This is a genomic window from Streptomyces sp. NPDC020731 (genome assembly GCF_044334705.1).
Classification (GTDB): domain Bacteria; phylum Actinomycetota; class Actinomycetes; order Streptomycetales; family Streptomycetaceae; genus Streptomyces.
Window position 1 is genome coordinate 268,892 of record NZ_JBIRTN010000009.1, and the last position, 12,069, is coordinate 280,960.

A 12,069-nucleotide genomic window follows, 5' to 3' on the forward strand; every position below is an offset into this window, starting at 1 on the left:
TGCCCCCGGCCCACCCGTGCCGCCCCGGCGGCACGATCGCCCGCAGTGGGGCGGACGCTAGGCAACCGCCGTCCCAGGGGAAGCGCCCACCCGCCGCCGGATCACCAACGCCATCAGCGCCGCCGCGGCGCACAGCGCCCCTGACGCGTACCAGACCACGTCGTACGACCCGAACGTGTCCCGCACGACACCCCCGAGGAAGGCGACGACAGCCGCACCCACCTGGTGCGAGGCGAGCACCCACCCGAACACGATCGGGCTGTCCTCCCCGTAGTGCTCACGGCACAGCGCGAGCGTCGGCGGCACGGTGGCGACCCAGTCCAGCCCGTAGAAGACGATGAAGAACAGCATCGGCGGATGCACACTCGGCGCCAGCAGAATCGGCAGGAACAGCAGCGAGACCCCCCGCAGCGCGTAGTACACCGCGAGCAGCCGGCGCGCGTCGAAGCGATCCGTGAGCCACCCGGACGCCACCGTCCCGACGACGTCGAAGACACCGATGACCGCCAGCAGGGACGCCGCGGTCGTGACCGGCATCCCGTGATCGTGCGACGCGGGCAGGAAGTGGGTCTGGACCAGCCCGTTGGTCGAGGCGCCGCAGATCGCGAAGCTCCCGGCGAGCAGCCAGAACGGCCCCGTCCGCACCGCCGAGAACAGCACGGTCAGCGCACGCCGGGCAGCGCCCGGAACAGGTGCCGGCTTGGGCACGAACTCCTTCGCGCCGTAAGGCTTCTGGCCCACGTCGGCCGGATGGTCGTGCAGCAGCAGCCAGACGAACGGGACCACCGCGAGCGCGGCGAGCGCCACGGTGACGGCAGCCGGTCGCCATTCGTGGCGCGAGACGATCCAGGACAGCAGGGGCAGGAAGATCAGCTGCCCGGAGGCGGACGCGGCGGTGAGGATGCCGGTGACCAGCCCCCGGCGCTCGGTGAACCAGCGGTTGGTGACGGTCGCGGCGAAGGCCAGCGCCATGGAACCGGAGCCGAGCCCCACCAGCAGGCCCCAGCACAGCAGCAGCTGCCAGGCCGCCGTCATCCACACCGTCAGGCCCGAGCCGAGCGCGATCACGCCGAGGGCGACCGCGACCACCTTCCGGATGCCGTAGCGGTCCATCAGCGCCGCCGCGAACGGCGCGGTGAGGCCGTACAGCGCGAGGTTCACGGAGACCGCCGCGCCGATGGTCCCGCGCGACCAGCCGAACTCGTCGTGCAGCGGGTCGATGAACAGGCCCGGTACGGAGCGGAAGGCGGCGGCACCGATGATCGTCACGAACGTGACGGCGGCGACGAACCACGCGCGGTGCACACGGGTGCGGGTCGGCTTCGGGCCGCTCGCGGGCGGCTCCACGACGGCGGCTGTCTCGCTTGTCCAGGTCACGCCATAGAGCTTCCGTGATCGGGTCCACCACAACGAGTGGCCCGAAGGACAGCATTCACTAGGATCGGGCCATGGACCCGGTCGAGCCCCCTCATGCGTCCGCCGGCTTCCGGCCCCACCGCGTCGTCGTCCTCGCCCTCGACGGGCTGCTCCCCTTCGAGCTGGGCATCCCGCACCGCATCTTCGGCCGCCCGAGGGACGGGCGGGGGCGGCGCCTGTACGAGGTGATCACCTGCTCGGTCCGGCCGCCCGGTCCGGTAGAGACCGACGCCGACTTCGCCGTGCACGTCGCCCACGGTCCCGAGGCGCTCGCCACCGCCGACACGGTGATCGTCCCGGCGTCCTACGAGCTCGGCCCGGTGTTCGAGCGGGGCGAGCTGACCGACGAGCTGGCCGCCGCCCTCGCCCACATCCGGCCCGGCACCCGGCTCGCCTCCATCTGCACCGGCGTGTACGTCCTCGCCGCCGCCGGATATCTCGACGGCCGGCCCGCCACCACCCACTGGGCCGACTCCGAGCGCCTCCAGCGGCTGTTCCCCCGGATCGACGTCGACCCGGACGTGCTGTTCGTCGACGACGGCTCCATCCTGACCTCGGCGGGCGTCGCGGCCGGGATCGACCTGTGCCTGCACATGGTGCGGCGCGACCACGGCGCCGCCGTGGCCAACGAGGTGGCCCGCCGTACGGTCGTACCGCCGCACCGGGACGGTGGGCAGGCGCAGTACATCGAGCGGCCGGTGCCCGATCCGCAGCAGTCCTCCACGAGCGATGCCCGCGCGTGGGCGCTGGGCCGGCTGCACGAGCCGATCCAGCTGCGCGACATGGCCGCGCGGGAGGCGATGTCGGTACGCACCTTCACGCGCCGCTTCCGGGAGGAGGCCGGCGTCAGTCCGGGGCAGTGGCTGACCCGGCAGCGGGTGGAGCGGGCCCGGCATCTACTGGAATCCACCGATCTGTCCGTGGACCAGGTGGCCCGCGACGCCGGCTTCGGCACGGCCCAGTCGATGCGGCAGCACCTCCAGGCGGCGCTGGGGGTGACGCCGACCGCGTACCGGCGGACCTTCCGGGCCGGCGGGCGGCGGCCGGGGGTGGCCGCGGCCGCCGGAGGATGAGCGGAAAGTTGTCCACAGGCTGGGGACGACCAGGACTCTCCCGCCTGTGGCGGTGCGGCGCCGTCCGCCCGAGCACGGCGGCGCCGCACCGCTCTTCGACTTCGGCGCCCCCGCACCGAATCACGACCCGCACTCGTCGAGGGCTCCCGTCGTCGGGCCCTCGCCGTCCCCTCGCGGCGGATCGCTGACAAATAGAGTGATCAAACGGTCACGGCACGTCAATACCGTTTCGAGTGACAATGAGTTGCTTGCCGCATACGTCCTGTTCGTCGGCACCGCGCACGGAAGCACACCCGGCGCACCGCGTCACATCTCCACCCGTCCGACCGGCCCACCGTGCCCCCGTGCCCCTGCGAGAGCACGGGGAGTCACGCGGAGGAGGGCGCGGACGACTCCCGAAGGGGCGCGGGACCGTGCCGGTACGCGGCTCCGCCGCGTGAGCGCGATCCACCACGACGAGCCCGCACACGCCACACGACCCGCCGCCCCGCGCGCACTACACCGCTTCGTACGCCAACCCGCCGTACGCGGTCGTCCCGCCGTCACAGGGAGGCCCGGCCTCCAGAACGCCGGCGCAGCGGTCCAGCTCGCACCAGATCCGCTTGCCGGCCCCCTCCGCGCTCCAGCCCCAGCGGTCGGCCAGCCCGTCCACGAGGGCGAGCCCGCGTCCGCCCGTCGCCTCGCCATCCACACAGCGCGGCACCGGCGCCCGTTCACTGCGGTCGGTCACCTCCAGGCGGACGGTGGCCTCCCCGGCGTCCGTCCCCGGCAGGGAGAGCCGCAGCACGGCCGGGCAACCGGTGTGCACCACGGCGTTGGTGACGAGCTCCGAGACGAGCAGGATCAGGGTCTCGGCGAGCGGTTCGTCGGCCTCTATGCCCGAACCGGCCAGCCGAGAGCGGGTCCATCGCCGGGCCCGTCCCACCTCAGCGGGGTCGGGCCGGATCTCCAGCTGCACTTGAAGCACCTGCACCGCTCACACCATCCGAACCGGCGGACACTTGGACTCGCGCCTCACGAGGGCCACGATCGTAGCCATTTTCTGCATGGCCAGAACAACGGCCGGGAGAGGGGTCACGGAACGTGAATCCCCTGTGGGCCAGCATGGTTGACGTACAGTCACCCCAACAAGCGCTTCAGGCATATTCCAGCGCGAAGGAGTACACGTGCGGCATACTGTGCGACGCTCGCCGCGGGAAGTCGAACGAAGGCCGGCGTTCCGCCTGGCCACCCGGCGGGCAGCCACAGGCACCGGCCGGTACGGAGTCGCCTCGGGGGCGACTCCGGCGCGGTGCGTGCCCGGGACCACTCGCATCCCACACAAGCTACCGGAGCGGACGCCCGACTCCGGGCCGTGACGAGCGCACACAGGACACAAGCCGGTATCAACCCTCCGTGATCACGGCAACGCCACAATCCGTGACACCCACGCGGCGGCGCCCTACTGGGGGACGGTGAAGTAGCGGGCGAAGGACCGGACGATCTCCTCCTCGCCGATCCTGCCGTCGCCGTCGGAGTCCAGCGCGGCGGCGGCCGTGCGGGTGAGGTGCTCGGGGACGCCGAGCGCCTTCAGGACCCGCGCGGCGTCCTCGACGGTGGCCGCGCCGTCACCGTCGGTGTCGGCGACGGCGAGCGCCGCGTGCAGGAAGGGGCGGGCGATCTCGGCGAACCGGTCCGGGTTGTCCCGCAGCCGCTTGACCGCGCCGTTCACGAACTCCTCGCGCGTGATGCGCTGGTCGCCGTCACGGTCCGCGATCCCCGCCATGCCCTGCCAGAACGCCTCGGCACCGACGTACAGGGCCTGGCCCCGGTCGGAGCGGGCCGCGGTGTCGAACTCGGCGAGCAGCGCCTTGGCCGCTCCGCTGAAGTCCTCGCGGTCGATGTAGCCGTTGCCGTCCTGGTCGAAGCCCGCGAAGCGGGCCGCGATCCTGCGCTCGTACTCGCTGGTGACCATGTCTCTCAGGCCGCCTTAGGTCAGTGGGGTCGTCTCGCTGGGAGCGTACGTGGTGGAGGGCCCCCGGGGAGCCGGAAAGCGACGCCTGGCCCAAGACCGGGGGAATAACGGGACAAGCGTGTGACACGTGTGAGCGCTCGCGCGTGGCGTCACGCCGACAGCGGGCGGGAGTCCTCGTCGACCGCGGAGGGGACGTCCGGGTGGATCTCGAAGAGCCTGCGGACCCCGAGGGCGCCGAGCACCTTGTTGACGTGACTGCCGTCGGCGGCCCCCCGCGCGGGGAGGATCAGCCGCAGACTGCCCTGGCAGGAGCGGAGCAGCCGGCGGGAGGCTATGAGCACGCCGACCCCGCTGGAGTCGCAGAACCACACCTCGGAGAGGTCGAGGACGAGGCTGTGCCTGCCCTCGGCCACCACGTCGTGCACCCTCTGGCGCAGCACCGGGGACGTCATCAGGTCCAGCTCGCCCGACACCCGGAGCACGGCCCACTCGCCGTGCCCCTTGTCGGTCACTTTGAAGGTCACCACCACGCCCCTCGCTCACCGAAACGGAAGCAGTCCCTACGCTTCCTTGCAGCGCGGCTGCCCACCGGCCGTTCCCTGAAACGCGAGCCGAGAAACGGGTACCGAACAGAAAGAGCTTGTTTTAGTCGACTTCGATCCGATTCGATCGGTTCCGATCGGTGCGGAGGTGGGCAGGTGCGGCCCGCACGGCGTCCGACGTGGGCGGGCGACCCCTTACCACCTGCGGCTCCCCCAGGGGCGCACATTGCCATAAAGGGGCGTGCGCCCTCCTGCGTGCCGACTACATTCTTGGAGTCGCCGACCACACGCCGGACCCGGGCACCGACCGACCCGGGACCGGAAGGAACAGGGGGGTGAGGGGCCGCATGCCGAAAACGGACGTACCGCCCCGCTGGGACCGCAGGATGCAGCAGCGGCTCGCGCGCGGGGAGGCTGCCGCCCTCGGCGAGCTCTACGACCGGTTCGCCTCGCTCGTGCACGGCCTCGCCCACCGCGTCGTCGACGACGAACACGCCGCCGACGCCATCACCCGCGACGTCTTCACCCACGTGTGGGAACACCCGGACTCCTACGACCCCACGCAGGAACCCCTGCGCACCTGGCTCGCCACGCTGACCAGCCGGCTGGCCGTACGGCGGCTGCGCACCACGGGGACCGCGGCGCTCGCCCGCGGCGGCCCCGGCACCGCGGAGGACCTGGAGCGCACGGTGCGGCACGCCTCGGTGGCGGCCCGCGCCGACTACATCGTCCAGTCCATGCCGGCGCCGCTGCGGGCCGCCCTGGAGCTGGCGTACTTCCAGCGCCGGGACTACCGCCAGACCGCCGTCGACCTGGGCGTCACCGACGACGAGGCCCGCCGCCGGCTCCGCCTCGGCCTGCAGTTGCTGGCCACCGCGCACGACACCGGGGCCCCGGGCACCCCGCCCGGGATCGGGGGTGCCGCGTGAGCGGGCACCGTGTCGGCCGCGCCGAGCCGTACGACGACCGGAAGGACCGGAAGAGGGACGCCGGACCGCTCGTGCTGGAACACCACGTGCTGAAGTCGCTGCTGGGTGCCTGGGCGCTGGCCGCCTGCTCGCAGGCGGAGGCGGACGCCGTCGAGGAACACCTCGGCGCCTGCGGGCCCTGCGCGGACGAGGCGCTGCGGCTGCGCGAGGCGGTCGGTCTGCTCCAGCGGCCCGAGAGCCTGGACCTGGACCCCGGTCTGCGCACCCGCGTCCTGGGGTCCTGCCTGGAACGGCGCCCGCCCCGCGTCCCCGTGCCGGAGTGGGCCGCCGCGTACGACGCCGAGACCGCGCGGCTGGACGCGCTGCTCCAGGACTTCGGCGACTCCGAGTGGCACGCGCCGGTACGGCTGCGCTGGTACGAGTCCGACGAGGCGAGCAGCCGCCGCACCACCGTCGCCGGGGTCATCGCGCATCTGCTGACGGTCGACGGGCTGGTCGCGGTCGCCCTCGGCCTCGACGACCCGCTCGGCGACGCCGCGTCCGTCCGTCCCACCCCGTCGGACCGCACCGAGGCGTACTGGCGGGCCGCCCGCTTCCCGCCCACCCGCTCCGTACGGGCGCCCTGGCGGGAGCAGAGCCACGACCTCGTGCGGACGGTGTCCTTCACGGGCGGCGGCACCGGACGGCTGCCGGTGTCGTACGGCGACTACGAACTGCCCCTGCACGACGCGATGCTGGACCGGGCCTTCGAGTGCTGGGTGCACGCGGAGGACATCGCCGAGGCGGTGGACTACCCGTACGAACCGCCCTCCGGGCGGCATCTGCACCGCATCGTCGACCTGGCCGCGCGGATGCTGCCGGCCGTGCTTGAGCACCGCCGGCTGCACGGGCTGGCCTCCCCCGTGGAGCGGCGCCTGGTCGCCGCCGGGGAGCCGGGGCGCAGCCTGCGGCTGGAGATCGAGGGGTCCGGCGGAGGCGAGTGGCTGATCCCGCTGGACTCCCCCGCGGCGAAGGGATCCGCTGAGCACGAGGTGGCGCACGTCGCGCTGGACGGGGCGGAGTTCTGCCGGCTCGCGGCGGGGCATGTGCCGCCGCGCGAGGCCGCGGTGGGGCAGGTCGGAGACCGTGCCGCCATCAAGGACGTGCTGATGGCGGCGGCTTCGATGAGCCGGATGTAGGGGGGTCGCGGTATCGCGGGCGACTGCGGCTGCGTGGGGGCTGGTCGCGCAGTTCCCCGCGCCCCTGCAGGTACGTCCACCGCACGTACTCAAGGGGCGCGGGACCGTATCGGCATGCGGCGAGACCGCCCCCTGGGGGCGCGGGGAACTGCGCGACAAGCCACGACGAACCCGCACCCGCCGACAAGACGGAAACCCTCCGAGCTCCTAGGCGAAAACCACCGTCCGCCGCCCATTGGGCAGAATGCGGCGCTCCGCATGCCACTTCACCGCCCGCGCCAGCGCCTGGCACTCCACGTCCCGGCCGATCGCGACGAGCCCCTCGGGGGTGACGTCGTGTCCCACCCGCTCGACCTCCTGCTCGATGATCGGCCCCTCGTCGAGGTCGGCGGTGACGTAGTGCGCCGTGGCACCGATGAGCTTCACACCCCGCGCGTGCGCCTGGTGGTACGGCTTCGCGCCCTTGAAGCTCGGCAGGAAGGAGTGGTGGATGTTGATGATCCGCCCGGAGAGCCGCTTGCACAGGTCGTCCGAGAGGACCTGCATGTAGCGGGCGAGGACGACGAGTTCGACGTCGTCCTCGCGCACGATCTCCAGCAGCCTGGCCTCGGCCTCCGGCTTGCCGTCCCTCGGCACCGGGATGTGGTGGAAGGGAATGTTGTACGAAGCCACCAGTTCGGCGAAGTCGGTGTGATTGGACACCACACCGGCGATCTCCACCGGCAGCGCGCCGGTCTGCGCGCGGAACAGCAGGTCGTTCAGGCAGTGCCCGAACCTGCTGACCATGAGCAGGATGCGCATCTTCTCGTCGGCCCGGTTGATCTGCCAGTCCATGTGGAAGGAGTCACCGATCGCCGCGAAGCTCGCCCGCAGCTTCTCCACGGTCACCGGGGCGTCCGCCGAGAAGTGGACGCGCATGAAGAACAGTCCCGTGTCGTGGTCGCCGAACTGCTGGCTGTCCTCGATGTTGCAGCCGGTCATGAAGAGATAGCTGGACACGGCGTGCACGATGCCCTGCTTGTCGGGGCAGGACAGGGTGAGGACGTACTGGTCGGCCGGGGCCGCGGCTCGGGTGGACTGCTCGCTCATGCAGAAAAGGGTCCCACACGCGCGGTCACGGCCGGCCGGCCGTTCCGCTACGCGGACCGCGTCAGGATCCGCAGCACCTCGAGGGTGCTCGGCGGGGCGTCGGGTTCCTCGCCGTCGCTCGCCGCCATCCGCACATGCGCGTCCCGCGCGGCCCGCACCGCCTCCGGCCACCCCTCGTGCTCGAGATAGGCGGCCACCGGCGCGTCCGGCCCGACCTGGTGCATGATCCGCAGCACGCGCAGCACCGCGGTGTCGACGAGCGCCGCCTCCTGGGAGTCGCGGAAGATCGTGCCGACGTACTTCTCGGCGGACCAGCTGTCCAGCCAGGTGTCCTCGACCAGCCGGTAGACGGCGTCGGTGACGTCACCGTAGCCGTCGACCCCGGCCAGCCAGACGTCCCGCTGGAAGGCGGGATCGGAGAGCATGTGCAGCGCGGAGCGCACATTGCTGCGCCAGCGCCACCACGGCATGTCGTTGAGTGGCATGCCGCCCATGGTGGAGGAGCGACGGCCGCGACGGGAAGTGTTCTCCGAACCTTGCACGATCGTCGATCGTACGTTTCCGCGCCGCACGGGTCGTACGGGACCCCGTAATTCACCTCACCGTCACCGTCCGTTGACCAAGGGTAACTCCCGGGTTGGTCATGTGGCGGAATCGTGCGTGAGCATGACCGGCAGGCGACGCATCCGCAGCATTCTCCTCCCCCGCCTCCTCCACCGGCCCGTCAGAGCCGGCGCCCTGACCACGGGCGCGCTGGTGGCGTGCGCGTCGCTCGTCGCCGGGTGCGGGGTCGTCCCCGGTGCCACGGGGGGCTCCGGGGACGACGGCCCCATCACCGTGATGACGTGGGCGCCTCAGGACACCAGGGCCACCAACAAGCCCGGAATGCCCGCGTTCGCCGAAGCCTACGCCCGCTGGATCAACTCCCAGGGCGGTGTCAACGGCCGCCGGCTCAAGGTGCTGACCTGCAACGACCGGAACGACACCGTGGCCGCCGCACGGTGCGCCCGGCGCGCGGTACAGGAGAAGGCCGTCGCGGTCGTCGGCTCCTACAGCCTGTACGCCGACTCGTTCATGCCCGCCCTGGAGGGCGCCGGGATCCCGTACATCGGCGGCTACGGCATCACCAACAACGAGTTCACCAGCCCCCTGTCCTATCCCGTCAACGGCGGCCAGCCGGCGCTGCTGGCCGGGCTCGGCCGCACCCTGGCCGACACCTGCGGGCCGGTCACCCTGATCCGGCCCGACACCATCGCGGGCGACCAGCTGCCCCCGCTGCTCGACTCGGGCCTGGCGGCGGGCGGGCACGCGCGGTCCGGAGACCAGCGGGCGGCGGAGGACGCCACCTCGTACAACAGCCAGGCGGAGCGGGCCCTGGAGCGCGCCACCACGGACGCGACCGGGCAGGGCTGTGTGGTGCCCGCTCTCGGCGACCGCACGAACACCTTCATGGACTCCTTCCGGCGGGCCCGCGCCGACTATCCCGAGGTGCGCACCGCGACCGTGCTGGGCAGCGTCGACCAGACGACGATCGACGCGTCCGGCGGTGCGTCGGGGCCGTACGAGGGGTCGTACGTCACCGGCTGGTACCCGGCGGCGAGCGACGCCCGCTGGGACCCGATGAAGAAGGTGATCAAGGAGGAGGCGTTCGGCGACAACCGGATCGACGCCGCGGACGCCGGGGTGCAGACCACCTGGATCGCCTACGCCGTGTTCAAGCAGGTCGTGGAGTCGCTGGGGGACAACGAGGTGAGCGCCGACACGGTGAGCGAGGCGCTGGACAGCGGGCTGAAGGTCACCACGGGCGGGCTCACCCCCACCCTGAGGTGGAACTTCCAGGACGAGCTCGCCGCCGTCGGCTTCCCCCGCCTGGTCAACGCGAACGTGACCCTGCAGGTGGTCGAGGGCGGCCGGCTGGTCGCGGCCCGCGAGGACTTCACCGATGTGACGAAGACGCTGCGGGACGCGGATCTGGGCTGACCCGGTTCCGCCCGGCCGGGCGGAACCGGGTCAGCGGCGTCCGGTCACAGCTGGGTCGGCTGGCGCTCGGTCAGGCCGTACTGCTTGGCGATCGCGTTCCACAGCGCGGCGGCCTTCTTCTTCTCGGTGGTCGCGGTGCCGCTGGCCCGGTTGCCGGCCTGGGTCTGGCCGGTCGACCGGGCCTGGCCCTTCTTGCAGCCCTTCTTGCCGGCGGTCTGGTCGGCCCAGGCGGCGTAGTGGTCGTCAGCCGACGCCGACGCCTCCCACGCCTTGGTGAGCGCGGTGGTCAGCGCCTGGTGGTTCGGCAGCTTGTCCACGGACAGGCCGGAGAGGTCGGTCACCAGCTGGTTGCGCTGCCCGGCCGCTTCGCGCAGGTCCTCGGCCGCCTTGCCGAGGTCGCGGCAGGCCTTCACATCGGCGACCGCGTTGATCACGGTGGTCCGGCTGTTGCCGCTGTCGGCCAGCAGCTTGTCCAGCTCGGCGGCCTGCTGACGGGCCGGGTCGGCGGACGGCGAGGCGGAGGTCCCCTCGCTCGCGGGCGCGGTGGCGGACACGGGCTGGTCGTCGCCGCCGTCGTCACCGTCCCCACTGCCGAGCAGCGCGCCCGCGCCGACGCCGAGGATGGCGATACCGACGCCGACCGCCGCGATGAGCGGCACGCGTGAGCCGGTACGGCCACTGCCGCGTCCGCCCCGTCCGCCGGTCGGGGCGGTGGGACCGGTGGGACCGGCCGGGCCGCCGGGCGGGGTGTGGGCGGCCCGGGCGGGCCGGCCGTAGTCGACGCGCGGGAGCTGCTGGGTGGATCCGGCCGGGCCGCCGGCGTCGTCGCGGAAGAGGTTGTCGAACTCGGCGGGCGGCTGCCGGTTGCCGTCACCGGGCGGCGGGGTGCCGTAGGGCTGTCCGGGGTGCTGGTCGGTGACGGGGGCGATGTACTGGGTGGCCTCCGCGTCGGGACTGCCGGCGGACGGCAGGGACCCCGCGCCGGGTGCGCTCTGCGGGGGAACGCCCGGGTACCCGCCCGCCCCGGAGCCGTGGGCGGGCATCTCGGGCGGCAGTGCGCCCGGGCCCACCGGGGGGATGAGCTGCGTCGCCCCTTCGTCGCCGCCGCCGGCGGGCACCGGCGGCATGTACTGGGTCGCGCCTTCCGACCCGTCGGGCGCGGCGGCCGGCGGGTACTGGGGGGCGCCGTAGCCGTTCTGCGCGGGGGCGCCGTAGGGGCCGGCGTTCGCGGACGGCAGCGGGGCTCCGGCGGCGTACGGACCGGCGGCGCCGTACGGAACGTCTCCGTGCGGGTCGGGCGGGGTGTTCCCGCCGTATCCGGTGCCCGGCTGGGGCATGCGCGACGGCGTGGCGTCGTTCCCGTGTCCGCCGGCGGCGGAGCCGTACGCGTCACCGGCGCCGTGCGGGGCGTTCGGGCCCGGGTGGCCGCCGTATCCGGCGGACCGGGGCAGCGGCGCGGCGCCGTTCGCGTCGTACGGGGGGTGGCCGCCGTGGGTCTGTGCGCCCTCGGGCGGGAGCGGGCCGGGGCCGCCGCCACCATGGGCCGGGGCGGGCGGGTGCTGCGCGCCCCACGGGGACGGCTCCGGGGTGCCCCACCGGCCGTCGGACGGGGGCTGCCAGTCCTGGCCGGGCGGTGGGGCCGGGCTCTGCTGCTCGGGGCCCCACGGCGTGCCCCAGGTCTGGCCGCCGGGCGGGGCCGAGGCGGGGAACCCGCCGCCGGAGTTCCGGCCGTCCGCGCCGCCGTCGGGGGCGACCGGTCCGGTCGTCATGCCCGGCAGCAGGGGTTCACCACCGTCGGAGGGCAGCACGATGCCTTCGCGCGCGGGGCGCGCCGAGGGCTCCTCGCCCTGTCCACTCTGCGTCACCGGGACTCCTACTAATGGGGGACCTTGTGAATCGTCGGCTCAC

Annotated in this window: 11 protein-coding genes; 4 read left to right on the forward strand and 7 right to left on the reverse strand. The window is 73.1% G+C overall.

Translation table 11 applies throughout. The features are described from left to right. Positions 1-57 precede the first annotated feature (57 nt). On the reverse strand, positions 58-1,377 hold the full coding sequence (locus ACH4VX_RS16655) for an MFS transporter (protein ID WP_398368119.1): 1,320 nt from the start codon (positions 1,375-1,377) through the stop codon (positions 58-60). Positions 1,378-1,448: 71 nt separating this feature from the next. Here ACH4VX_RS16655 and ACH4VX_RS16660 point away from each other — a divergent pair, with 71 nt between their 5' ends. Beyond that, positions 1,449-2,489, forward strand: a complete 1,041-nt coding sequence (locus ACH4VX_RS16660; protein WP_398368120.1) for a GlxA family transcriptional regulator — start codon at positions 1,449-1,451, stop codon at positions 2,487-2,489. A gap of 496 nt (positions 2,490-2,985) precedes the next feature. Here ACH4VX_RS16660 and ACH4VX_RS16665 read toward each other — a convergent pair whose 3' ends face one another. The 3 genes from ACH4VX_RS16665 to ACH4VX_RS16675 all read right to left on the reverse strand — a co-directional run bounded on the left by ACH4VX_RS16665 (position 2,986) and on the right by ACH4VX_RS16675 (position 4,973). Further along, entirely contained in the window at positions 2,986-3,447 is a 462-nt protein-coding gene (locus ACH4VX_RS16665; RefSeq protein WP_398368183.1) for an ATP-binding protein, read from the reverse strand. A 483-nt stretch (positions 3,448-3,930) separates the two neighbouring features. Continuing rightward, on the reverse strand, positions 3,931-4,443 hold the full coding sequence (locus ACH4VX_RS16670) for an EF-hand domain-containing protein (protein ID WP_398368121.1): 513 nt from the start codon (positions 4,441-4,443) through the stop codon (positions 3,931-3,933). 149 nt (positions 4,444-4,592) lie between these two features. Next, positions 4,593-4,973 carry an STAS domain-containing protein gene (locus ACH4VX_RS16675; RefSeq protein WP_398368122.1) on the reverse strand — a complete coding sequence of 127 codons (381 nt, stop codon included), beginning with the start codon at positions 4,971-4,973 and terminating at the stop codon, positions 4,593-4,595. A 359-nt stretch (positions 4,974-5,332) separates the two neighbouring features. Here ACH4VX_RS16675 and ACH4VX_RS16680 point away from each other — a divergent pair, with 359 nt between their 5' ends. Continuing rightward, a complete protein-coding gene (locus tag ACH4VX_RS16680; RefSeq protein ID WP_398368123.1) occupies positions 5,333-5,914 on the forward strand; it encodes an RNA polymerase sigma factor in 582 nt (193 codons plus the stop codon). After that, positions 5,911-7,092, forward strand: a complete 1,182-nt coding sequence (locus ACH4VX_RS16685) for a maleylpyruvate isomerase N-terminal domain-containing protein (protein ID WP_398368124.1) — start codon at positions 5,911-5,913, stop codon at positions 7,090-7,092. The genes ACH4VX_RS16680 and ACH4VX_RS16685 overlap by 4 nt, the downstream gene beginning before the upstream one ends. A gap of 207 nt (positions 7,093-7,299) precedes the next feature. On the opposite strand, the gene purU is transcribed toward ACH4VX_RS16685, so the two are convergent. Together purU and ACH4VX_RS16695 are read right to left on the reverse strand one after the other, a co-directional pair. Next, positions 7,300-8,181, reverse strand: a complete 882-nt coding sequence (purU, locus tag ACH4VX_RS16690; RefSeq protein ID WP_398368125.1) for a formyltetrahydrofolate deformylase — start codon at positions 8,179-8,181, stop codon at positions 7,300-7,302. A gap of 47 nt (positions 8,182-8,228) precedes the next feature. Continuing rightward, complete coding sequence (locus tag ACH4VX_RS16695) at positions 8,229-8,675, reverse strand: hypothetical protein (RefSeq protein ID WP_398368126.1); 447 nt, start codon at positions 8,673-8,675, stop codon at positions 8,229-8,231. A gap of 172 nt (positions 8,676-8,847) precedes the next feature. Between ACH4VX_RS16695 and ACH4VX_RS16700 the strand changes: the two genes are divergently transcribed. Continuing rightward, on the forward strand, positions 8,848-10,161 hold the full coding sequence (locus ACH4VX_RS16700) for an ABC transporter substrate-binding protein (RefSeq protein ID WP_398368127.1): 1,314 nt from the start codon (positions 8,848-8,850) through the stop codon (positions 10,159-10,161). 44 nt (positions 10,162-10,205) lie between these two features. Here ACH4VX_RS16700 and ACH4VX_RS16705 read toward each other — a convergent pair whose 3' ends face one another. Further along, on the reverse strand, positions 10,206-12,026 hold the full coding sequence (locus ACH4VX_RS16705) for a hypothetical protein (protein ID WP_398368128.1): 1,821 nt from the start codon (positions 12,024-12,026) through the stop codon (positions 10,206-10,208). Positions 12,027-12,069 lie beyond the last annotated feature (43 nt).

Bases quoted from the DNA above. Each gene is read 5' to 3' on its own strand.
- ACH4VX_RS16680 (WP_398368123.1), top strand. From the start codon at position 5,333: ATGCCGAAAACGGACGTACCGCCCCGCTGGGACCGCAGGATGCAGCAG.
- purU (WP_398368125.1), bottom strand. From the start codon at position 8,181: ATGAGCGAGCAGTCCACCCGAGCCGCGGCCCCGGCCGACCAGTACGTC.
- ACH4VX_RS16700 (WP_398368127.1), top strand. From the start codon at position 8,848: ATGACCGGCAGGCGACGCATCCGCAGCATTCTCCTCCCCCGCCTCCTC.
- ACH4VX_RS16670 (WP_398368121.1), bottom strand. From the start codon at position 4,443: ATGGTCACCAGCGAGTACGAGCGCAGGATCGCGGCCCGCTTCGCGGGC.
- ACH4VX_RS16695 (WP_398368126.1), bottom strand. From the start codon at position 8,675: ATGGGCGGCATGCCACTCAACGACATGCCGTGGTGGCGCTGGCGCAGC.
- ACH4VX_RS16660 (WP_398368120.1), top strand. From the start codon at position 1,449: ATGGACCCGGTCGAGCCCCCTCATGCGTCCGCCGGCTTCCGGCCCCAC.